Genomic DNA, 21,668 nt, shown 5'->3' on the forward strand with positions numbered 1-21,668 from the left:
TCTCTGTACACGACAAAAATAGATAACTCATTGAAATAATGTCACAATAATTGTTTTCTAACGACGAATACTATGACACATCTCAATGAGTTATATCTTATCTTAAACAAATCTCTAAAATGGAACAAGTCACATTTAAAGTGCTTTGCGCTCATCATGCTTGTGATTATTTTAAAGCAAACATGTAATCTTTCTTCTGCATCTAAAGCCTTGCCCATCAAGTGTTTACCACAATCATTTTATCGACGTATGCAGCGCTTCTTTGCAGGTCAGTATTTTGATTATCGTCAAATTTCTCAGTGTCATCACCAGAACGATGGTGATGACTACGGCGATCTGACCCCAAAGGATTCGGCCTCCGCGCAATGCAGGCTCCAGTCGGCAAAAGAGACGGAGCCGATCAGAGAGTAGGCAAAATCGGGACGGGCAACAGGAAAGAGGATGCCGGAGGGCTGCCGGATACTATCGGCGGCAAATAGGATGGATCGCCTGTGCCGTTATCGTGCCGGTCGAGTGCCATCCAGGAAACGATTGGGCGAATCGCCGTCACGCTTCATTTTGCCTGCGAGGTTGAGTAGATTTTTCAGTGCGGAGTTGCGATTGAACGGCGACCAGACGGCTGTAAAGGCAACCGGCTCCGGTTCATCGAGGAAGGGCAGGAAGACGATGCCGGTCGTCGGCAACAATGACGTTGCCTCGCCGACGATAGTGATGCCGAAGCCTTGTCCGACCATAGATAGCAGCGTGTCGCGCCCCACATCAAAGCGCCGGATCGACGGTGCGGGCCAACGCCCGGCAAGGCGCAGCACGATATGGTCATGGACCTGCGGGCCGGTGCCACCATAGCGAACAATGAAAGTCTCGCCGACCAGATCGGACCAAGTGATTGCGGACTGCCCGGCGAGGCGATGCCCATCCGATAGCACGGCCACCAGCGGTTCGGTCCAGATCGGTCGGGTATGGCAGTCGGGCATCTCGGGCTTGCCCGCGACGAACACCACGTCGAGCTGGTCAGCACGAAGCTGCATCACCGCATCGCGGGCTGTGCCTTCGGTGATCTCAACCTCAATGCCCGTATGTTCTTCCCGATAATGACGGATCAGCTCCGTGAGAAAGCTGCGTGGGATTAAGGCATGGATGCCGATGCGAAGCCGGCCGTATTCTCCTTGAGCTGTCATGCCTGCGGTCTTCACTGCGTGATCGAGTTGATCGACACCCGCCGTGACACGCTCCATGAAGTGCCTGCCTGCGTCTGTTAGCCGAACGCCCCGCGCATGGCGCTCAAATAGCAGGACACCAAGGTTATCCTCCAGCGCTTTCACACGCGCGCTGACGCTCGACTGGCTGATACCAAGTGCCTTGGCCGCATGCCGAAAATTCAGATGCTCGGCGACGGCGATGAACTGAACAAGGGAAATGAGCGGTATCCTGCCAGACAGGATACCGACATTCACGAGGTTTCGATGGTTAGTGCGCCGCATCGGAGCGGGCCTGCTACCAGTCGTCGGTTAGACGACTGGCGACTTCTCGGTGGCAGCCCCACGGAGCCGAAGGAGCACCAGCCCCAACGAAACCAGTACCGCCATCGCCGTGGCGTAACAGATCACGGGCCACGCTGTGTCACCGTTTAAAAGTGCCACCGCCAATGTCCCGACAATGCTGACTATCAGGCTTTGAACGCAGAAGTAGAACGCGACCGCTGATCCCGCGATGTCGTCGAACTCTGCCAAAGCGCCGTTCGCGGTAACGGACACCGTGAAGACAATACCGACCGCGACAACCCACATCGGTAGGATGAAGGTGAGGAATGACGGCGAGCCGTAAAGTTCGCCGATCCCCAACAGGACCGCTCCGCAAACAAGCAACGCCATCCCACGCGCCACGCATCCTGCGATGCCCCATCTGGCGACAAAGGACTTCGCGAAACGGGTTGTCACGATCATTACAAGCGCGACAGTGGCGAAGGCAAAGCTGAATCCGATCTCGGAATATTCCGCTTGGCCTATGAGCACACGGGGAGCCGTCGAGAAGAAGACGAAGTAGGTGCCCATACCGGCGCTAAAGCCGACAGTGTAAACCCAAAAAGCCGGACTCGCGAAGATCGGCAAGACAGATCGGCGCGTCTTGACTTGATCCAGAGGGCGGGTTTCGTGCCACCTGAAACCCGCATTTAGGAGTGCGAGCATCGCCAGTATAGCCAAAGTAATGAATATCGCCTGCCATCCCAAGAACTCGCCGATCAATACTCCGGCGATAGGGCCGAGCGCAGGCACGAACGCCAGCATCGAACTGAAAAGGCCGTAGATGACGACACCCTCAGGACGGTTGGCATAAACGTCGCGAACCGTCGCGAACGTCGCCACCAGCATGGCCGACGCGCCCACTGCTTGAAGTAGACGGAAAGCGACAAAGGCCGGTGCAGTTGAAGACCAAGCTGCTCCCAGAGACGCAATGACGAAAGCCGTTGCGCCCGCAAGTAGAATTGGCCGTCGCCCGATTCTGTCTGAGAGCGGACCAAAAATCACCTGGCCCACGCCGAGCATCACCATATAGAGGCTCAACGTGAGTTGGATCATAGCGGGCGTCGTGTTCAGGATGCCGGGCATCGCTGGAACGACAGGGAGATAAATATCCATCGCCAGTGAAGCGAGGATGTCGAAAGGAGCCATCAGCAGCAGTGCTGCCGGCAGCGTATAGGCCCACGCGGGGCGTGTGGTGGTCATGACGAATCAACCCTCGATTAAGGAATACCGGGCGACGTCTGCTCGTCAGCAATCAGATGAGACTAGCCTTACAGAGCGCCGCAACAACAATACTGGTTGTTGCGGCTTACTTGTCTGCTGACTTGGAATTTCCCATCTGATTACTCCACGCTTACGAATATGAATTGCTACATTTTATCCGATTATCTTTTGCTTTGCAATGCGGCATGGGCGCACTCAGCGTTCCAGCCCCCTCTGCCGCCCTAAATGCTTGCTCCAATGCATCGAGCACCATATCTGTATTCATCCGTGTCGATACTTTCCATCCAACAATTGCTCGTGAGAACACATCAATAATAAATGCAGTATAAACCCAGCCTGAATTTGTTTGAATATACGTAAAGTCACTCACCCACAGTTGGTCAGGATGATCAGCAGTAAAATTACGTTTTACCAAGTCATCCGCTCGTTTTTGATCATCTCGGCTACGGGTGGTTTGTTTGTTCTTACCACGCCAAACACCTTTTATACCTAGCTTTTGCATTAATCGAGCAACAGTACAGCGCGCAATAATATAGCCTTCACGTTTCAGTTTTTGCCAGACTTTACGTACACCATACCGACCTGAACTTTCCTTCCAAATTCGTTTAATCTCCTCAGCATGATGCAAGTCATGTAAATCTCGCTTTGCTCGATGTTCTGGATTTTCACAGAGATCTAGAGTCCGGTAATAGGTTGAAGGTGCGATCGGTAAAATTCTACAAATCGCCTCGACTCCGTACAGCTCTTTATTATTATGGATAAAATCCACCATTATTTGTGTGGGCGGTCGAGCTCCGCCTGGGCGAAAAAAGCGGCTGCTTTACGTAGAATTTCATTGGCGCGTTGCAGTTCTTTATTTTCGCGTTCGAGTTGTTTGATACGTTCTTGGTCTGAAAGCTGCTGTACTTTAACTGGATTTTGTTTATCTAAATATTTTTGATACCAAACACGTAGTGTTTCAGGAGTACAACCCTTGCGCAGTATACTGCTCAGGGAGCAATAGCGGTGATCGCAGCCCAATTCGATGGATAATCTTTCTCGGATTCAATCAATAATTGAACCGCTCTTTCTCTGATTTCAGGGGTATATTTTACTTTTTTCATCGGGACATTCTCTCAGAAAGCTTGGTCTCCGACAAACCCGGTACGGTTCAAAAATCTTCCATTGATTTATTTATATCTGTTAAACCAGTCGCATTATGAAATGTAATATAAGTAGAAATTTCAGTATAAATGGTCATGATCTTTTCTAAATTTGAATATCTAAGCGTCTTCATTAATCAACCTTATTGATTATTAGTTTCTTCTTTTAAAGCTCTTTGTACTGTTGCTATCCCTACTTTAAACTTTTCTGCAACACCTCTAAATGTTGAATTTTCTTCAGCCATTGCTTTTCGTATTTCAACATAGTCAACCTTCCGCTTTCTTCCCTTATATAAGCCCTTCGCTTTGGCTTTTGCAATTCCTTCCTTTTGACGCTCACGGATCATGGAGCGTTCAAACTCTGCAAATGCAGCAAGCATCTGAAACATGAGTTTATTTATTGCCGATTGTGCTACATCATGACTGAAGGTCAAATTCTCTTTATGAAAAATAATGGTTATACCACGATCATTCAGACTATTCACAATTTCGTTCAGATCATTTGTATTACGTGCCAGACGATCAATACTATGAACATGCACCGTATCACCTTCACGCAGATAGTCGAGCATTGCATTTAACTGAGGACGTTCACGGCTACCACCGCTTGCCTTTTCAGTAAAGGTCTTATCCAGGCTGATTCCATCTAATTGACGTTCAGTATTTTGTTCAGTTGAACTGACTCGAATATATCCGACCTGATTAGGCATTCTGTACCGTTAGAGTTTAGATAATTAAATACATATTGTACCGAAATTAAATATTAAGTCTATAAATACGGTTTTTGAGTTGCTTTTTAAGACTTTATTTTGTTCCGTTAGGCTATACTCTATAGTTACATAATTCGTGATTTAAAGAGACCTAGAAAAAGAGAAATGGTATTTATTTGAGCTAATCAAAGTTGAGAAACTTTAGAATTCTTGCGTTAGTCAAATTTTAAGCAGCCAAAAGCTATATTTTATGAGGTTTTAGCCAATTCAAAAATTAGATAAACTATACTTTCGCAAGAGGTCTTTTGATTAAATAATAAGCGTGGAACGTGAAAAATCATAAAAAAAGCCCACCTTGGGGAAGATGGGCTATCAACTAGAAACTACAGCATTGATTTCTATAGAGAATTATAACGCTGTTATTCCTAAGTAGTAATGTCCTACCTTAAAACCAAATAGAAATGTCCTATACAGACATTTCCAAGTCAAGCACAGGATTCAGATTTCGTTCTTTGATTACTGTCTTCTGTGCACGTCTGCTTGGCATAGATTGAGAACGATTACGTTTGTTTTGCTGTTCCAATTCTTCATGCTGTTGTTGAATATGATTGAGAACTGCACCTAAACGTTTATTCTCAACAATCTCTCGCTGGTTAAGCTGACTTAATTTATCGAAGATGCTGTAATTGATTTTTCTTCCCTGATATTCAATCGCGACTGTACCATCCGGGTATTCCAGGAACTCAAGATACTTACTAATCAATCTTTGGTTTTCTTCCGTGTTTTCCAGGAGATATACGCATTTATCATAAGTAATCGTCAGGCTATTCGTGACTCTGCGGGGTTCACGCCAGGTAAAAATATCATCTAATTCTTCGGCTGTTTCAGTGACAGTCCGGTGTAGATCCTTGGGATTAAAGGCCATCTTGGCAAACTTCTGATTGAATTGCTCAATGAAGCAGGGTAGCCAGGCATTCGCTTGTTCAATCGAACAGATGCCTTCCAGGCGCATTTCTTTGATCAGACGGTCCTGAAGCGTTCTATTGGCTCGTTCTACACGGCCTTTGGCCTGTGGTGAATTAGCGAAGATAATATCGATATTCAGGGTGCTGAGTACGCGCCCAAATTGCGTAATCTTGGTGTCTTTCTTGCTGCTTTGATTCACCCTGAAGACTGAATGTTTATCGCTGTAGAAGGCTAAAGGCTTACCATGCTGCTCAACATACAAACGTGTTGAAATCATATAGTCAAAGGCTGATTCTGACTCACAGAAGCGTAAGTGCTGCAATTTTCCTGTGGCGTCATCGATAAACACCAATAGACAGCATTTAGGGGCTCTTCCTTCAAACCAGTCATGATGTGAGCCATCAATTTGGATCAGTTCACCATAACAGTCCCGGTTATAACGAGGCTGATATGGGCGTTTCAGGCGTTTGGAGCGAGGAATCCATAAATCGGCTGCAATCATCCAGGAACGCAGGGTTTCCACTGAAATATCGAATCCATGAATGGTAGTCAGCTTTTCATGCGCTAAAGTGGGTCCGAAACCATGGAATTGCTCAGCAACCATATTGAGGCACTTGAGCCTGAGTTCTTCAGGAAGCCTGGAATTGCTGGTTTGACCACGACCGGCATGGGCTAATGCAGCTGGGCCTTGAGCTTTGTATTTTTGCAGTAAACGCCTGATCTGACGTTCTGAAATATGAAGTAGCTGAGCAGCCTGGGATTGAGTTATGCGTTGATCGCAGATTTCCTGCACGACCGACAATCGTTTAAGTTCTTTATCCGACATAGACACCAACATATCAAACCGTCCGCTTCGATAATCGCAAAAGCGCATATTCTAAAAGCGGACATTTTTACTTTGGAGAAACCGGACATTTCTATTTTGGAGTTACAAACGCATTTCGTATAAGGTGTATTATGTTAATTTTAGATTTTTTAAAAAATTAGGGCATCCATGAATCCTTTAGAATTCTACTGTTTAATATTGAAAAATATGGATAAAAACCTGGCTAAGAAACTAGGTAAAATTGAGAAAAAATATACTAATGTTCCATTTAAAAATGATGAAATAGCTAAAGTTAAAATTAAATCCGAATTTGCTTCAGAAATGGGGTTTTTCGTACTTAATTCAGCAACTTCTTTAGCTGTAGATGAAGAAAACTATAATTTTGCATACTGCTTAAAAATCTTAGAACTATATCCAATTAAGAATAACGATTTTTTTTATTGGAATGAGCATATAAAGCTATTTTCAGAATTAGAAAAAAATAATTTTTTATATGAAGATGTCTGCAAACTACATGATTTTCTGGTAAATAACTTTAGCTTTAACGGTGATTTAAAGAATATTATTAGTCATGAGATGCTTAGAAATTCTGGCGTCAATATACTGCTAATTTTAATTCACTTAGATCATTTAATTTCTAAGAAGTGGGGATTCCAATCAATCTCACTAAACCAAGCATTAAAGTTTAAGTTTAAAAATAAACGACCATACTTCCCATCAAAAACTTTTACAGATTTTCTTTTATTTATCTTAAAGATAAATGCAAAGTTTGAAGCAACAAAAGGACATAAAGTCGAGATTCTGAAGACTATTCCTCCAACTAATGGTTTTGAGCAATGGTTAGATCCTTCTCTCGAAGATGAACAAATTAAAGAATTTATACAACTAATTAAAAAAGTTAGAGAAAACAGAAGACTATGCTACTTGAATGAAGTCTATGAGTTCCTAGGTCTACCTTATGGTGAGTTTAAAAATGATGAAATTTATGAACAAGTCTCAGAAGAGAATTATTTATTCCTGAAAAATGAACTTCCAGAAGATAAGTGGTTTGAAAGTATTAATGCCATAGCTGGCCTATGGTTAATATATTTTTGGCAAGACTTTTATTATAAACATTTTCAAAAAACAGCCAGCGTTTCTACGTTAGCTACATCAGAAGATTTTATCGTGATATGGGAAGCCTTCCTGAAGAAATATCCTTCAGAAGGCCAATATCTTTGGCCTTCTGAATTGATATTACAAGATAAATAAATTTTTATTTACGAGGTGGATTATTGTCTCGGCCACCACCTGATGGATTTCCAGTAGTACTAGGCCAACCTGCTGTGCTCATAGTTTTCATCCTTATTTAGATTTCGTAGGTTTATGATTAGGATTCAATTGTCGGCTACGGTTGTCCTGATTCTGCGCATGTTGAATATTATTAGGATTTTTTACTGTAGCACGTTGATCATTCGCTGTTTGTGTCATTGCTTTCTCCTTAAAATGTTTGAACATCTGACAAGGAAAGTATGGCTTCAAAAAAATATGCATCTTGCCTGAAAAACAGTAAAAAAGTTTAAATTTTAACCAAAAAAATTATGTATTTAACATAATGGTGTTATACGAAATTAATGGATGTTCGTATAAATTACTTGCATATTGTATTCGATCGAATACAATATAGTGAGAAGATAAGGAATCCTCATGATTGAAATTAAACGTCTTCCAGAATTTGATGAATGGTTGGATGGCATTAAAGACAATATGACCCGTATCCGCCTGAATCGTCGATTAGATAAGGTTCAACGTGGAAACTGGGGAGACATTAAACCTCTCCAAGATGGCGTTTGGGAAATGAGAGAATTCTTCGGTTCTGGATGGAGGATGTATTACATCCAACATGGTGACGTTGTGATTGTAATGCTTGGTGGTGGAGATAAATCAACTCAACAACAAGACATCGATCGGGCAGTCAAACTATCGAAAACATTGGAGGATTAAAATGGTTAAAGTCGCTGATTTACCAAGTTTTGATATGGCTGAGTCGCTCAAAACTGAAGAAGACATTGTGATGTATCTCAATATGGTTCTTGAAGAAAATGATCCAGCTGAATTAGCCCATGCACTTGGTGTTATTGCTAAAGCTCGTGGCATGACTCAAATCGCTAAAGAAGCAGGGATTGGGCGTGAAGCACTCTACAAAGCCCTACGTCAGGATTCAGCACCACGTTTTGATACGATTAATCGTGTAGTAAATGCTTTAGGCTTAAAACTCACAGTACAACACGCTTAAAACTTTAAAAATATAGTAAAAATGGGAGCTAAAGGCTCCCATTTTTAGATTCGTATAAGGTGTATTATGTTAATTTTAGAAATTCTATATAAATATAGAATTTTTAAAACTTAAATTCTGGCATGTGTCCCATACTTATCAATCATGATCGAACTGGCTTCATTTAGACCACGTACTGTGACATTCGCACCATTCTTTTGAAATTTATTTACAACAGAATCAAGCATGGCGACTGATGTTACATCCCAAATGTGAGAATGGGTCAAATCAATAATCACCTCCTTTACATCCTCTTTAAAGTCAAAACCTTGCATGAATTTTTCAGAAGAACTAAAGAAGATCTGACCTCTCAACTCATATAAACGGGCCATTCCTTCAAAAGATGCTGTCACCTGGATATCATTTTCAAGTTTATTCGCCAGGAACAAGGCTGAAAGTAATACGCCTGTTAACACACCCAAAGCCAGGTTATGCGTAGCAACAACTACAATCACCGTCGCAATCATGACGATATTACTACTCTTAGGATTATCTTTTAACTGAGTGACAGAACTCCATTCAAAGGTACTGATAGAGACCATTATCATTACCGCTACCAATGCAGCCATTGGAATCACTTTGAGCCAGTCGCTGATAAATACAACCAGAATAAGAAGAAAAATGCCCGCAGAGAATGTTGATAAGCGTGTAAGGCCACCTGATTTTACGTTAATCATAGATTGACCAATCATTGCACAACCGGCCATGCCACCCATAAAGCCAGAAGCAATATTCGCAATCCCTTGTCCCTTACATTCCTGATATTTATCACTTGGCGTATCAGTCATTTCATCCACGATAGTTGCTGTCATCATCGATTCAAGTAAACCTACAGCCGCCAGTGCGACTGAATAAGGCAAAATAATCATCAATGTTTCAATATTCAAAGGAATATCTGGAATCAAGAACATTGGAAGTGTGTCAGGTAAAGACCCCATATCGCCCACGGTCCGTACATCAATTCCTAAAGCGATTGCCAATAATGTGATTGCAATGATGCAGACTAGTGGAGAAGGGAGTAATTTTCCTAATTTGGGAACCAGAGGGAATAGATAAATAATTGCTAAACCTAAAGCAACAAAAGCATATACATGCCAGGTCACATTAATCAGTTCAGGCAATTGAGCCATGAAAATTAAGATCGCTAACGCATTTACGAATCCAATAACCACAGATTTAGATACAAACCGCATTAACTTGGCGAGCTTTAAATAGCCTGCCAATATTTGAATCACGCCTGTCAAAATTGTTGCTGCCAGCAGATATTCAAGCCCATGCTCTTTGACCAATGTGACCATAAGCAGCGCCATTGCACCAGTGGCTGCTGAAATCATGGCAGGACGACCACCTACGAAAGAAATCACGACGGCAATACAGAAGGATGCGTATAGACCAACTTTAGGATCTACACCTGCAATAATTGAAAATGCGATGGCTTCAGGGATGAGTGCAAGACCGACGACTAATCCGGCAAGTACATCCCCACGGATGTTAGAGAACCACTGTTCTCGGACATTAGATAACATAAACATAGCCTGTTTTTTAATTTTTCAGATAGGCTAGTGATGTGATATATACAACACACAAACGACTACACCACATCACTAGACAGTGATGAGTTATTTACAGATTTAAGACGATAAATAAACTTAAGGTGGCGTAAGTGTCATAAGATGAAAGAACGTTTTAGAGTAAAAAAATCAGGACAAGGGTAACAGCTAGGTACTTTTTTATAAAGCCTGGATGTTATATCCAAGCTTTGTTTAATCGGTATTTTATGAAGCTTTTGGCTCCCCAAGTAATTGACCTATTTCCAAACGTGTATAGCCACGTTCTTTAAAAATCAAAACAATAGCCTGTTTATAATCTTCAGAAGTAGAAGTCTTATACTTAGTTATCAGTTGATTTTCAGAATTCAGCTCAAGATCATTTTTGATGGTCAATACTTCGCTAGAGATCTTGTTAAAGATATTTAGGTTAAACATACAGGCACTCGTCATCCGTATTATAGCGGCCCGACTATAACGAATACCTGTCTTAGCTACGCTAGACACCCTTGGCCGCAAGGATTACAAATTAAGAAAAATTCCGCAAGTTTTTGTCTATTGAAAGAATAAATAATCTCCCAACTGCTATCTATTTAACATAATGGTGGTTATACGAAATTCTGTTGTAGCCCCATACATTCAAGTTTATTTCTTGCATGAATGTATCCTATAGGATACATTACTCTTATGTACTCAATATATACCACTGAAGTCTTTGATGACTGGTTTACTAAGTTAAAAGACCTGCAGGCAAAAAGACGTATACAAGTCCGAATTGATCGGGTTGAAGATGGAAACTTTGGAGATACTGAACCAGTAGGTGAAGGTGTTTCTGAATTACGTTTCTTCTTTGGACCTGGCTACAGGATCTATTACTGTAAGCAAGGGCAAAGGGTCGTTATTCTTTTAGCAGGCGGAGACAAGTCTACGCAAAGTAAAGATATAAAACTTGCCCTACAATTAGCACAAGATTTAGAGGAGGAGCTGTAAATGGCTATCAAACTTCGCAAATGGGACAGTGCTGAACATCTTAAAACAGAAGAAGATATGCAAGCTTACCTACAAGCCTGTATCGATGAATCTAATGGTGATGCGGCATTCATTGCAAAAGCTTTAGGTAATATTGCTAAAGCTAAAGGAATGGCTCAATTATCAAGAGACACTGGTTTAGGTCGAGAAAGTCTTTATAAAGCACTTTCTGGCGATGTAAATCCAAGCTTTGATACTGTTATTAAAGTCGTAAAAGCACTGAATTTACGCTTAGCAATTTAAAAAAAACTAGTAAAAAAGGGAGCTTTAAGCTCCATTTTTCATTTCAACTTCGTATAACGTGTATTATGTTAATTTTAGGAAAAGTGAAAAATAATCTACAATAGAATCTACGAAAAATTGGCCATCAATTATGCCTGATTTCTCCAGTGGAAATAATTGGATTGTGAGATCCCCCACTCAAAATCATAAATTAGAAAGAATTGAAGCATTTCTTTCCAATTATGCTTATAAACCTCACCGACATGATACTTATGCTATTGGCAGGACTCTTTCCGGAGTTCAAAACTTTCATTACAAAGGTACATTGCAACATAGCTTGCCAGGCATGACTATGGTTCTACACCCGGATGAAAAGCATGATGGTGAATCAGGAACATTAGATGGCTATCGCTATAGAATGATTTACATCGAACCAGCGATGATCCAAACCATTTTAAAGGGTAAACCTTTGCCTTTTATCAGACATGGCTTAAGTAATGATATTCGCCTGTTTAGGGCAATGGATAGCTTTCTAAATAATATAAATAATTATATGGATACCCTAGAAGAGGAAGATGCTCTATTTGATTTGGCAACTACACTGTGTGAAATTTCAGATACTTCATCTAACCAAAACAAAAAATTTGACTACAAGGCAGCAGAGAGAGCGCGTGAGTGTATTTTGGCGTATCCACATGAAAACTTAAGTTTGTCAGATTTAGAGAAACATGCTGATCGTGACCGCTGGAGCCTTTCTCGTGATTTCCGATTATTATTTGGAACTAGCCCACACCGTTATATGATCATGCGTCGCTTAGAAACAGTTAAGTTCTACCTTGCTCAAGGGGAGTCTATTGTTAATGCTGCTTTAAATGCAGGCTTTTTTGATCAGAGTCATATGACCAGACATTTTATAAAAACATTTGGTTTAACTCCCACTCAATGGAAAATGATAAATATTAAAAGATAGCCGTTCGATTTGAACGGCTAATTTGTCCTACAGCAGATTTATTCCATTAAGAAAATCTTTGAACATAAAAAGCCCTGATAAAATCAAGAGTATACCCATCAGCTTATTTAGCCGATTAAACCAGATAGGATTAGCAATTTTGTTGCCTAATACTTTTCCAACCAGAGCATAGGTGAATGGTGCGCCAACAGCACCAAGTGAAATCAGTAAAGAAACTATCAAGATCATGATTCCTGTGATTTTGGCTGCAGGGTACATAATTGTCGTAACAGGTAGAATGACGAGAATGGCTTTTGGATTTAATAACTGAATAAATAAGCCATTTAAGAATGTTAGATGGCTTTCTTGCTGTTGAGTTGTTTCTACATTCGCCCTAATCATTTTTATAGCCAAGTAGAATGTATAAATTGCACCCGCTAAAGCAATATAATGAATCAATCCATGTGGAATAACAGCTTCACCTATATAGCCAAACAATACGAATAAGATCAACATGGCGAAACCAATGCCTAGGTAAAATCCTATAGTCTTTTTTAATTGACCTGTAAGGCCAGAATTTAGCCCCATAAAATTTACAGGGCCTGGGCTATACATAACGCTTAATGTATAAAGAAATATTTCCACAGAGTTCACTCAATTAGATAGCAATAAACATCAAAGAGAGAACGGTATCGAGTTATAGGCCTTAAAGATTGTACGTTTGTGCTGAACTAATTAAAAATTTCTATTTAACTTATGTTCACCTAAAGTTCACTTCATAAGTGTATAAAGAAACTATGTATTGTATTTTCAATTGCTTATATAAATATTAGTCTTGGTTTAGAATTTTAAAGTTCATGAACTATGAGAAAAAACTAAGATACGATCAAAATTGTAGAACAACAAAATTATTTATACTAATTTACAAGCCACGCTGTTTAAGCGTGTCATTAAAAAATAAATCTTTTAATCTCTCCACACAATCTCCACACAATCTCCACACAACATCAGCAATTCATAAACACTGCTATTTCAAAATAGTAGTATCTAAAACCCCCCCTCTGAAAAAGCATGTCAACACATTATCATTTAATAGGTTCAATACTTATTACAACTGTACTTTTAATCGGCTGTACACAAGCCAAAGATGCTGAACAGTCCCCAACAGAAATGCCACCAGCGGTTGTCAGTACCATCACGGTATTACCGCATTCCATGAATTTAATTGAAAATCTTCCAGGCCGTGTTGTCGCTTACCGTATTGCTGAAATTCGCCCGCAAGTAGGTGGAATTGTTGATAAAGTACTTTTTAAGCAAGGCTCTTATGTGCAAGCAGGTCAACCGCTTTTTAAATTGAATTCTGAAATATTTCAGGCAGATGTAAAAAGCAATCAAGCCACTTTAAACCGTGCACAAGCTGAGGTGACACGTTTGCAGGTGCTGTTAAAACGCTACACTGAATTAGTAAAAGTAAATGCGGTTAGTCAGCAGGAATACAACAATACCGAAGCAGATTATCAAAAAGCAAAAGCCGATGTGGCGCAAATGCAAGCCATGTTAAGCAGACAACAACTTAATCTTAAATATGCGACTGTTACAGCCCCTATCTCGGGAACGATTGGTGAAATCTTAGTGACTGAGGGTGCATTAGTTGGTCAAGGTGATACTAATGCAATGGCCGTAATACAACAGATTAATAAAGTCTATGTTGATGTAAAGCAATCAATTAGTGATTATGAAAAACTACAGGAAGCTTTACAGCAAGGTGACGTGTCAAATACCAAACATACGGTTGAAATCCTAAATAGTCAGGGTAAACCTTATAACGTTACAGGTGAAATCCTATTTTCGGATACTAAAGTTGATCCTGATACGGGTGATGTCACAATCCGTATTTTAGCCAATAATGAAAATCAAAAACTTTTGCCAGGCATGTATGTTCGAGTCAATATGAGCCGAGCTCAAGTTGAAAATGCGCTCCTAGTTCCAGAACAAGCGATTCAACATGATATTAGTGGTAAAGCCAATGTTACGATTGTTAATCAAAAAGGTTTAGCGCAAAGCAAGCCTGTTCAGCTTGGTCAACGTTATCAAAATAACTATGTGATCAAACAAGGGTTACAAGCAGGTGAGAAAGTCATTGTTGAAGGGGCTGATCGTATACAGCCTGAGCAAAAATTAAAAATTAAGCAGTGGCAACCTACAAATATTAAGGAAAATGGAGGACAGCAATAATGTCCCAATTTTTCATTAGGCGTCCTATTTTTGCATGGGTGATTGCTTTATTTATTATTCTGTTGGGTGTACTAAGCATCCCCAAGTTACCTATTGCACGATTCCCAAGTGTTGCGCCACCACAGATTAGTATTACGGCAATCTATCCAGGTGCTACGCCAAAAACATTGAATGATAGTGTTGTGACCTTGATTGAGCGGGAAATGTCAGGTGTCAAAAACTTACTTTATTACAGTTCAAGTTCAGATAGTTCTGGAACAGCAACAATCACCGCAACATTTAAACCAGGTACAGATGTAGAACTTGCACAAATTGATGTGCAAAACAAAATTAAAGCCATTGAGTCACGCTTACCTCAAACAGTGCGACAACAAGGGCTGATGGTCGATGCTGCGTCGTCTGGTTTTTTAATGATGGTGGGCTTAAGTTCACCGAATGGCAAATATAGTGAAATTGATGTCAGTGACTATATGACTCGCTATGTGATTGAAGAATTAAAGCGGGTTGACGGTGTTGGTAAAGTCCAAAATTTTGGTGCTGAAAAAGCCATGCGGATTTGGGTCGATCCAGATCGTTTGGTTTCTTATGGATTGAGTATTCAAGATGTGAATACAGCCATCCAAAACCAAAACTTGCCGATATCACCAGGTCGTATTGGTGATGTTCCTGCTTTGACGGGGCAACAAATTACTATTCCTTTAACTGCTCAAGGTCAATTAGAAACTGTAGAGCAATTCAAGAAAATTAGTTTACGTGCTCAACAAAATGGCGCCAATGTTCGACTGTCGGATGTCGCTCGTGTCGAAATCGGGGCACAGATGTATAACTTTGCGATTTTAGAAAATGGCAAAGCCTCTACAGCTGTGGCGATACAAATGAGTCCTGGTGCCAACGCTGTCAAGACTGCAGAAGGTGTTAAAGCGAAAATTGAACAGTTAGGTTCAGCACTGCCTGATGGTATGAAATTCTCTATACCTTACGACACTGCACCTTTTGTAAAAATCTCGATTGAAAAAGTAATCATGACATTGCTTGAAGCTATGGCATTAGTTTTTATTGTCATGTTTATCTTTTTACACAATGTTCGATACACCTTAATTCCGGCGATTGTTGCACCGATTGCATTGCTTGGCACATTCTCAGTCATGCTGCTTGCTGGTTTTTCGATTAATGTGCTGACCATGTTCGGTATGGTGCTTGCGATCGGGATTATTGTCGATGATGCGATTGTGGTCATTGAGAATGTTGAACGCATTATGGCGACAGAAGGCTTATCTCCAGTTGAAGCCACATCTAAAGCCATGAAGGAAATTACCAATCCGATTATTGGCATCACCTTAGTGTTAGCCGCTGTATTCTTGCCGATGGCATTGGCGTCAGGCTCAGTGGGGATTATCTATCGTCAGTTCACCATTACCATGTCGGTTTCAATTTTATTCTCAGCTTTCCTTGCACTGACATTAACCCCTGCGTTATGTGCAACGATGTTAAAACCGATTGATCAAGACCATCAGAAAAAGGGTGTTTTTGCATCGTTTGATCGCAGTTTTGAGAAGCTGAACAATCGCTATGAACGCAGTTTATTTAAAGTAATTAAACATAAAACCCTCGCAATGTTATGTTTCTTAGGCATTGTCATTGTGCTGATTTTTAGTTTTAAACACGTTCCGACTGCGTTTATGCCAGAAGAAGATCAGGGGTGGTTTATGACTTCGATTCAACTTCCTGCGGATGCAACTCAAGAACGTACCCGTAAAGTCGTTGCTGAGTTTCAAAATTATTTAGACCAAGAAACGGGGATTAAAGACAATATGGCGGTCTTAGGTTTTGGTTTTAGTGGATCTGGTCAGAATACAGCGATGTATTTTACCAATCTATTGCCATTCGAAGAGCGTACTATTACGGCACAAGAAGTCGTGAATAATGCCAATATAGCGATGGCTGAAAGTTCAGAAGGTCAAACCATGTCTGTGTTACCACCAGCAATTGATGAATTGGGTAACTCATCTGGTTTTTCACTGAGATTATTAGATCGTGGCAATATTGGCATGCCTGCTTTAAGAGAAGCACAAGATCAGCTTTTAGCATTAGCAGCACAAAGTAAAATCGTGGCGGAGGTCTATCCTGAAGGTTTGCCAGATGGCAGTTCTGTACAGCTTAAAATTGATAGAGATAAATTGCAGGCATTAGGTGTTAATTTCAGTGATGTGACCGATATTATTTCAACCTCAATGGGTTCGATGTATATCAATGATTTTCCAAATCATGACCGTATGCAGCAAGTCATTGTGCAACTTGATGCCAAATCACGCATGAGTATTGAAGATATTCTTCAGATTAAGGTGAACAGTCAAAGCGGTAAATTGGTTTCAATGTCTGAAATAATTACTCCAATTTGGCAACATTCCCCACAACAATACAATCGTTACAACGGTCGTCCATCATTGAGTATTTCTGGCAGTCCAGCAGCAGGTATATCTTCAGGACAAGCCATGACTGAGATGGAAAATTTGATTGAACAACTTCCGAAAGGTGTGGGTTATGAGTGGACTGGGATTTCTCTAGAAGAAAAACAGTCGGAATCACAAACCTTGTTTTTATTACTGTTGTCGATGTTAGTCGTTTTCCTTGTCTTGGCAGCGCTTTATGAAAGCTGGTCAATTCCATTCTCTGTGATGCTAGTTGTCCCTCTAGGGTTGATTGGCGCCTTTTTAGCAGTAATGTTACGTGGTATGCCAAATGATATTTTCTTTAAGGTCGGCATGATCACGATTATTGGTCTATCTGCAAAGAATGCTATTTTGATTGTTGAGTTTGCAAAAGCACTAAGAGAAGAAGGAATGGGTTTAGTGGAGGCAACCGTTGCAGCCGCTAAATTGCGCTTACGTCCAATCCTAATGACATCTTTGGCATTTACCTGTGGCGTTATTCCTTTAGTCATTGCCAGTGGCGCTAGTTCTGAAACTCAAAAAGCGATTGGTACAGGCGTCTTTGGCGGCATGATCAGCGCAACAATTCTAGCTGTTATTTTTGTACCGATTTTCTTTATTGTCGTCATGAGCATGGTTGAGAAATTCTCGAAACGTAAAGCGGCACATTAAGCATCAAAACTGAGAATAAAAGCTGTGGGTTAACGAGTTTAGCCCACAACAAATCTTTCATTTACATCTTTATTTCAGAATTGATTTAATAAACCATCAATATAGGTTTAATCATGAAAGCTACCAATCTTGATCCGAAACGCTGGTGGATATTGCTCGCTGTCGTGCTTGCATTTCTGCCGATTGTGATTGATATGACTGTACTGCATGTTGCGGTTCCCTCATTAACCCAATCGCTGAGTGCCACAAGTAACCAAGTCTTATGGATTATTGATATTTATCCATTACTTATGGCTGGACTTTTAGTTCCGATGGGAACTTTGGCTGATCGTGTCGGCAATCGTAAGATTCTGCTGATTGGCTTGGTTATATTTGGAATTGCCTCAGTCCTTGCGGCATTTTCCCAAACGGCTTCTATGCTGATTGCCGCACGTGCTTTATTAGCATTAGGCGGTGCCATGATTATGCCCTGTGTATTGGGTATTATTCGCAGAACCTTCGAAGACAGTCGCGAACGTGCCATTGCGCTGGGTATTTGGGGCACAATCGGATCAGCCGGTGCCGCCATTGGACCGCTCATTGGTGGGGGATTGTTAGAATATTTCTGGTGGGGTTCAGTTTTCCTGATTAACGTCCCAATCATGCTGGTTGTCGCACCAATGTGCTATTTCTTATTGTCCCGAAAAGAAGCTATAACCCCTGGACATTGGGCATTTGGTCAAGCGCTATTGCTGATTGTCGGTTTGATTTCGTTTGTATATGCACTAAAAGCAGGCTTAGGCGGTAAACAGTCGTTGTTGATTGTCTTGCCTTTGGTCGTTTTATCTATCGGCTTATTAACCATATTTGTACGCAAACAGCTGAATTCTCCTCAGCCGATGCTAGATCTTTCGCTATTTTCACGTCCTGCTATTTTAGCCGGCATTATTATGGCAATGGTTGCTGCAGGCGCTTTGGCAGGGGTTGAGTTAACTTTGGCAATGGAGCTGCAATATGTCATTCGTTTAACACCGCTGCAAGCCGGTCTTTTTATGGTTCCGATTATGGTTGCGGCCGCTATTGGCGGGCCTATTGCTGGTTTTTTATCCAATAAATTTGGACTCCGTCTGGTTGCGACCATGTCATTAATATTGGCAGCAATTGCGTTGGTCAGTTTGAGTTATTCAGATTTTCATCATCCGGGAATCATCGTTCCCTTTATTTTAGCTTCGATTGGATTAACACTGAGTATTGGTTTAACAGCTTCATCCATTGCGATCATGGGCTCAGTACCTGCAGAAAAGGGCGGTGCGGCAGGTTCACTTGAAAGTACAGGTTATGAACTGGGTACAGGACTAGGTATTACTTTATTTGGTGTTTTCATGGCCTATATATTTGGCAGTCATCTTCAAGTGCCGTCAGATTTAACTGCTGTTTTAGCAGAAAAAGCCAGACTTTCGATTGGTGATACCTATTTAGTGGCGAGCCAGTTACCCGTTGAACAAGGTACAGCATTGATTAACGCAGGTAAAATTGCCTTCAGTTCAGCTCATGTTAATTTATTATTAACAGCAGGGATTATCATCGGGATACTCTCCATTGTGGTATTTTTTATGCTAGCTAAATATCGAGATGAGAATTCATTGTGATGAAATTTATTTGAGGATCATCAAACAGAATGGTTAAGTTCAGACATCAATTTATCTTAAATTTATGGTTTAAATTAAGCCGTATTAATCTGAACTTAACACATTATAAATGAGTTGATGTCTTACGATTTAGTTGAATAGTAAAACAGCTGCCACCTAAGTTTTTGGATTTAGAATAATAAATATGACCTTGGTGTGCTTCAATAATTGCATCAATCACTGCCAAGCCTAATCCAGTACCGCCATCTAGACATGATCTAGAGTCTTCCAGTCGATAGAAGGGTTTGAACAGGTGTTTAAGATGCGATTCATCAATACCAGGACCTTCATCTTCAAACGTCAATACCCAATGTTCTGCTGTGGTTACAGATGTAATATTTATTTTTCCAGCATTCGAATATCTTAGAAAGTTAGAGAACAATGCAATAAAGACCTGTTCCATCCTTCTTATATCAACGCAAACCAATTTATCCGTCAAATTTAAAACAATAGTTAAACCTTTAACATGAAACCGTTCATTAAACATCTGCAGACATTTTTCAATACTATTTTTTAAATTGGTCTTTTCTAGTTCTAATCGTAATTGTTTATTTTCAATAAGTGTCAGTGTCCGTAAATCTTCCACAAGGTAAGATAAGCCTTCGACTTGGTTCAATAAGCTTAGGTGTAAAGCTTTATCGGCAATAAATATACCATCGACAATACCTTGCAAGCGACCTTGTAATATTGTCACAGGTGTTCGTAATTCATGTGCAATTGCAGCATTCCAAACAGTTGAATTCTTAACTGATACTTCAAGTTGGTTTGCCATTTCATTGAAGTTCTCAATAAGAGACTTGATTTCATGTGGAATATCATGATGTGGCTGTTTAATTCTGAGTGCTAAATTGCCTTGTTGAATTTGTTGAATAACATCTGCTAAATCACTAATTGGCTGTGTATAGCGTTTTCCATATTTAAAGGCGAGGATAGTAGAAAGAAAAAAGCCTGTTAATAGCACTAAAAACAGCCAGATAAAGTCAACGGAGGTAACTGAAAATTCATTTGAATTAATAACTTGTGTATTTAGAAAACCTATTTTTATCGCCCAGCTATAAACAAAATAGCCAATCATGAAAGATAACAGCGTAATGCCTAAATTGAATAGGCTCATCATGATAATAAACTGGAAGTTAATTCCAACAGAATTTTTAAAAAAGTTAAATTTCATGATTTTGATCTAAGCGATACCCCACGCCACGGACATTGATTAATAAGCCATTTACATCATTTTCTTCAAGTTTTTTGCGTAATTTGCTGATATGGCTATCTACAGTGCGATCTAAAGCATCACTTTCAGGCATACAGTTTTGGATCAATTCATTACGTGTAAAGACTTTATTCGGTGTTTTTGCCATCAAAAACAGTATCTTATACTCAGTTAACGTAAGGTTGAGCAACTGATTTCTTTGACCATTTGAAATGTAAACTTGATGATGATCTGGATTAATTTCAATATTTCTATAACGAATAATATTAGTTATTTCCATATTTTGGCTTGTACTTCGTCTAAGTACGGCTTGTATTCGTGCAATCACTTCGTTTGGGTTAAATGGCTTAATAATAAAGTCATCAGCACCCATTTTTAGCCCCATGATCTTATTCACTTGATCATCTAAGGCAGTCAGCATAATGACAGGTAAATGACTTGTTTGACGGATGATTTGTAGAATTTCCCAGCCATTTAGTTTGGGTAATTTAATATCAAGGAGAATCAGGTCGATAGAGTTGGCTTTTAGGCACTCTAAAGCTTGTTGTCCATCCAATGCACGGATGACCTGCATGTTTTCATTTTTTATGTATTTTTCAAGAATGTCACCAATATCATAATCATCTTCTACAACGAGAATGACGCTGTTTTCGAAGCTGTGCTGTAGATTTGGATACATATATTTTATCTTAGATGAAGTAGCTATGCATTTTAACATTTAATTGTGTAATGGAGATGATTAGACGAGCAGTCATTTATATTTGTAATTGAGGGGTGACATATAATAAAATTCGTTGCATATCAGTATTAATGAACAAAATGTCAATTATCATTCATTTAACATAATGGCTGTTATACGAAACAGAGATGTAACTCCAAAATAAAAATGTCCGGTTTCTCCGAGGTAAAATATGACTTTTGAACAAAAATAAGCCATTGTTTATTCTTTTTATTTCCAACAAAATTCCAGAACTCATCTACTTCGAGAGATTCATAATGACTTTGC

At 40.3% G+C, this 21,668-nt stretch carries 19 protein-coding genes, 4 pseudogenes and 1 other annotated feature; of the genes and pseudogenes, 10 read left to right on the forward strand and 13 right to left on the reverse strand.

Annotated elements, in window-relative coordinates:
* Positions 1–72: 72 nt before the first annotated feature.
* Positions 73–300 (forward strand): annotated as a pseudogene (locus tag FTU39_RS12970) (IS4 family transposase); the annotation flags it as partial.
* A gap of 197 nt (positions 301–497) precedes the next feature.
* Here the strand turns inward: FTU39_RS12970 and FTU39_RS12975 are convergent.
* The 6 genes and pseudogenes from FTU39_RS12975 to FTU39_RS12995 all read right to left on the reverse strand — a co-directional run bounded on the left by FTU39_RS12975 (position 498) and on the right by FTU39_RS12995 (position 6,388).
* Positions 498–1,178: a LysR family substrate-binding domain-containing protein gene (locus tag FTU39_RS12975; RefSeq protein WP_109354582.1), complete on the reverse strand. Its 681-nt coding sequence runs from the start codon at positions 1,176–1,178 to the stop codon at positions 498–500.
* Positions 1,179–1,181: 3 nt separating this feature from the next.
* A pseudogene (locus FTU39_RS13975) lies at positions 1,182–1,481 on the reverse strand (LysR family transcriptional regulator); the annotation flags it as partial.
* Between the two features lie 27 nt (positions 1,482–1,508).
* Positions 1,509–2,723 (reverse strand): chloramphenicol/florfenicol efflux MFS transporter FloR, encoded by a 1,215-nt coding sequence (gene floR, locus FTU39_RS12980; protein WP_000214122.1) that lies wholly within the window; start codon positions 2,721–2,723, stop codon positions 1,509–1,511.
* 151 nt (positions 2,724–2,874) lie between these two features.
* Positions 2,875–3,847, reverse strand: a pseudogene (locus FTU39_RS12985) (IS3 family transposase).
* Positions 3,442–3,558 (reverse strand) — a sequence feature (AL1L pseudoknot). Its footprint overlaps the pseudogene before it by 117 nt.
* A 182-nt stretch (positions 3,848–4,029) precedes the next feature.
* On the reverse strand, positions 4,030–4,596 hold the full coding sequence (locus FTU39_RS12990; RefSeq protein WP_006581699.1) for a recombinase family protein: 567 nt from the start codon (positions 4,594–4,596) through the stop codon (positions 4,030–4,032).
* A 466-nt stretch (positions 4,597–5,062) separates the two neighbouring features.
* Positions 5,063–6,388: an ISNCY family transposase gene (locus FTU39_RS12995; protein WP_179989167.1), complete on the reverse strand. Its 1,326-nt coding sequence runs from the start codon at positions 6,386–6,388 to the stop codon at positions 5,063–5,065.
* 168 nt (positions 6,389–6,556) lie between these two features.
* Between FTU39_RS12995 and FTU39_RS13000 the strand changes: the two genes are divergently transcribed.
* On the forward strand, positions 6,557–7,639 hold the full coding sequence (locus FTU39_RS13000; RefSeq protein WP_004969299.1) for a hypothetical protein: 1,083 nt from the start codon (positions 6,557–6,559) through the stop codon (positions 7,637–7,639).
* Positions 7,640–7,732: 93 nt separating this feature from the next.
* On the opposite strand, the gene FTU39_RS13910 is transcribed toward FTU39_RS13000, so the two are convergent.
* Entirely contained in the window at positions 7,733–7,858 is a 126-nt protein-coding gene (locus tag FTU39_RS13910; RefSeq protein WP_004969301.1) for a hypothetical protein, read from the reverse strand.
* A 216-nt stretch (positions 7,859–8,074) separates the two neighbouring features.
* On the opposite strand from FTU39_RS13910, the gene FTU39_RS13005 reads away from it, so the two are divergent.
* Together FTU39_RS13005 and FTU39_RS13010 are read left to right on the forward strand one after the other, a co-directional pair.
* A complete protein-coding gene (locus FTU39_RS13005) occupies positions 8,075–8,371 on the forward strand; it encodes a type II toxin-antitoxin system RelE/ParE family toxin (protein WP_004647749.1) in 297 nt (98 codons plus the stop codon).
* A 1-nt stretch (position 8,372) separates the two neighbouring features.
* Positions 8,373–8,663 carry an addiction module antidote protein gene (locus tag FTU39_RS13010; protein ID WP_004969304.1) on the forward strand — a complete coding sequence of 97 codons (291 nt, stop codon included), beginning with the start codon at positions 8,373–8,375 and terminating at the stop codon, positions 8,661–8,663.
* A gap of 110 nt (positions 8,664–8,773) precedes the next feature.
* On the opposite strand, the gene FTU39_RS13015 is transcribed toward FTU39_RS13010, so the two are convergent.
* Both FTU39_RS13015 and FTU39_RS13020 read right to left on the reverse strand, forming a co-directional pair.
* Positions 8,774–10,228 carry a SulP family inorganic anion transporter gene (locus FTU39_RS13015; RefSeq protein ID WP_026438532.1) on the reverse strand — a complete coding sequence of 485 codons (1,455 nt, stop codon included), beginning with the start codon at positions 10,226–10,228 and terminating at the stop codon, positions 8,774–8,776.
* A gap of 249 nt (positions 10,229–10,477) precedes the next feature.
* The gene (locus FTU39_RS13020) at positions 10,478–10,687 is read right to left on the reverse strand and encodes a hypothetical protein (RefSeq protein WP_004976362.1); all 210 of its coding nucleotides are present in this window, start codon (positions 10,685–10,687) and stop codon (positions 10,478–10,480) included.
* Positions 10,688–10,936: 249 nt separating this feature from the next.
* Between FTU39_RS13020 and FTU39_RS13025 the strand changes: the two genes are divergently transcribed.
* The 3 genes from FTU39_RS13025 (at position 10,937) to FTU39_RS13035 (ending at position 12,470) form a co-directional block, all read left to right on the forward strand.
* Positions 10,937–11,239: a type II toxin-antitoxin system RelE/ParE family toxin gene (locus FTU39_RS13025; RefSeq protein ID WP_154320144.1), complete on the forward strand. Its 303-nt coding sequence runs from the start codon at positions 10,937–10,939 to the stop codon at positions 11,237–11,239.
* Complete coding sequence (locus tag FTU39_RS13030) at positions 11,240–11,521, forward strand: addiction module antidote protein (RefSeq protein ID WP_000985610.1); 282 nt, start codon at positions 11,240–11,242, stop codon at positions 11,519–11,521.
* Between the two features lie 130 nt (positions 11,522–11,651).
* Positions 11,652–12,470, forward strand: coding sequence for an AraC family transcriptional regulator (locus tag FTU39_RS13035; protein WP_032073151.1), 819 nt, complete (start codon positions 11,652–11,654; stop codon positions 12,468–12,470).
* Positions 12,471–12,497: 27 nt separating this feature from the next.
* On the opposite strand, the gene FTU39_RS13040 is transcribed toward FTU39_RS13035, so the two are convergent.
* Positions 12,498–13,094 (reverse strand): LysE family translocator, encoded by a 597-nt coding sequence (locus FTU39_RS13040; RefSeq protein ID WP_074163998.1) that lies wholly within the window; start codon positions 13,092–13,094, stop codon positions 12,498–12,500.
* Between the two features lie 426 nt (positions 13,095–13,520).
* Here FTU39_RS13040 and FTU39_RS13045 point away from each other — a divergent pair, with 426 nt between their 5' ends.
* The 3 genes from FTU39_RS13045 to FTU39_RS13055 all read left to right on the forward strand — a co-directional run bounded on the left by FTU39_RS13045 (position 13,521) and on the right by FTU39_RS13055 (position 19,413).
* Complete coding sequence (locus FTU39_RS13045; protein ID WP_032073150.1) at positions 13,521–14,684, forward strand: efflux RND transporter periplasmic adaptor subunit; 1,164 nt, start codon at positions 13,521–13,523, stop codon at positions 14,682–14,684.
* On the forward strand, positions 14,681–17,785 hold the full coding sequence (locus FTU39_RS13050) for a multidrug efflux RND transporter permease subunit (protein WP_270915313.1): 3,105 nt from the start codon (positions 14,681–14,683) through the stop codon (positions 17,783–17,785). The genes FTU39_RS13045 and FTU39_RS13050 overlap by 4 nt, the downstream gene beginning before the upstream one ends.
* 113 nt (positions 17,786–17,898) lie before the next feature.
* Positions 17,899–19,413: an MFS transporter gene (locus tag FTU39_RS13055; protein ID WP_032073148.1), complete on the forward strand. Its 1,515-nt coding sequence runs from the start codon at positions 17,899–17,901 to the stop codon at positions 19,411–19,413.
* A gap of 103 nt (positions 19,414–19,516) precedes the next feature.
* Here the strand turns inward: FTU39_RS13055 and adeS are convergent, their stop codons facing one another.
* The 3 genes and pseudogenes from adeS to FTU39_RS13070 all read right to left on the reverse strand — a co-directional run.
* On the reverse strand, positions 19,517–20,623 hold the full coding sequence (adeS, locus tag FTU39_RS13060; RefSeq protein ID WP_032073131.1) for a two-component sensor histidine kinase AdeS: 1,107 nt from the start codon (positions 20,621–20,623) through the stop codon (positions 19,517–19,519).
* Positions 20,613–21,341, reverse strand: a complete 729-nt coding sequence (gene adeR / locus FTU39_RS13065; RefSeq protein ID WP_032073130.1) for an efflux system response regulator transcription factor AdeR — start codon at positions 21,339–21,341, stop codon at positions 20,613–20,615. The genes adeS and adeR overlap by 11 nt, the downstream gene beginning before the upstream one ends.
* Before the next feature lie 245 nt (positions 21,342–21,586).
* Positions 21,587–21,668 (reverse strand): annotated as a pseudogene (locus FTU39_RS13070) (IS1 family transposase); the annotation flags it as partial.

The sequence above is a fragment of the Acinetobacter sp. YH12099 genome, assembly GCF_013419195.1.
GTDB lineage: Bacteria > Pseudomonadota > Gammaproteobacteria > Pseudomonadales > Moraxellaceae > Acinetobacter > Acinetobacter towneri.

What these genes read in the sequence shown, in the direction of transcription:
- FTU39_RS12975 (WP_109354582.1), bottom strand. Translation starts at nt 1,178, where the DNA reads ATGACAGCTCAAGGAGAATACGGCCGGCTTCGCATCGGCATCCATGCC.
- floR (WP_000214122.1), bottom strand. Translation starts at nt 2,723, where the DNA reads ATGACCACCACACGCCCCGCGTGGGCCTATACGCTGCCGGCAGCACTG.
- FTU39_RS12990 (WP_006581699.1), bottom strand. Translation starts at nt 4,596, where the DNA reads ATGCCTAATCAGGTCGGATATATTCGAGTCAGTTCAACTGAACAAAAT.
- FTU39_RS12995 (WP_179989167.1), bottom strand. Translation starts at nt 6,388, where the DNA reads ATGTCGGATAAAGAACTTAAACGATTGTCGGTCGTGCAGGAAATCTGC.
- FTU39_RS13000 (WP_004969299.1), top strand. Translation starts at nt 6,557, where the DNA reads ATGAATCCTTTAGAATTCTACTGTTTAATATTGAAAAATATGGATAAA.
- FTU39_RS13910 (WP_004969301.1), bottom strand. Translation starts at nt 7,858, where the DNA reads ATGACACAAACAGCGAATGATCAACGTGCTACAGTAAAAAATCCTAAT.
- FTU39_RS13005 (WP_004647749.1), top strand. Translation starts at nt 8,075, where the DNA reads ATGATTGAAATTAAACGTCTTCCAGAATTTGATGAATGGTTGGATGGC.
- FTU39_RS13010 (WP_004969304.1), top strand. Translation starts at nt 8,373, where the DNA reads ATGGTTAAAGTCGCTGATTTACCAAGTTTTGATATGGCTGAGTCGCTC.
- FTU39_RS13015 (WP_026438532.1), bottom strand. Translation starts at nt 10,228, where the DNA reads ATGTTATCTAATGTCCGAGAACAGTGGTTCTCTAACATCCGTGGGGAT.
- FTU39_RS13020 (WP_004976362.1), bottom strand. Translation starts at nt 10,687, where the DNA reads ATGTTTAACCTAAATATCTTTAACAAGATCTCTAGCGAAGTATTGACC.
- FTU39_RS13025 (WP_154320144.1), top strand. Translation starts at nt 10,937, where the DNA reads ATGTACTCAATATATACCACTGAAGTCTTTGATGACTGGTTTACTAAG.
- FTU39_RS13030 (WP_000985610.1), top strand. Translation starts at nt 11,240, where the DNA reads ATGGCTATCAAACTTCGCAAATGGGACAGTGCTGAACATCTTAAAACA.
- FTU39_RS13035 (WP_032073151.1), top strand. Translation starts at nt 11,652, where the DNA reads ATGCCTGATTTCTCCAGTGGAAATAATTGGATTGTGAGATCCCCCACT.
- FTU39_RS13045 (WP_032073150.1), top strand. Translation starts at nt 13,521, where the DNA reads ATGTCAACACATTATCATTTAATAGGTTCAATACTTATTACAACTGTA.
- FTU39_RS13055 (WP_032073148.1), top strand. Translation starts at nt 17,899, where the DNA reads ATGAAAGCTACCAATCTTGATCCGAAACGCTGGTGGATATTGCTCGCT.
- adeS (WP_032073131.1), bottom strand. Translation starts at nt 20,623, where the DNA reads ATGAAATTTAACTTTTTTAAAAATTCTGTTGGAATTAACTTCCAGTTT.
- adeR (WP_032073130.1), bottom strand. Translation starts at nt 21,341, where the DNA reads ATGTATCCAAATCTACAGCACAGCTTCGAAAACAGCGTCATTCTCGTT.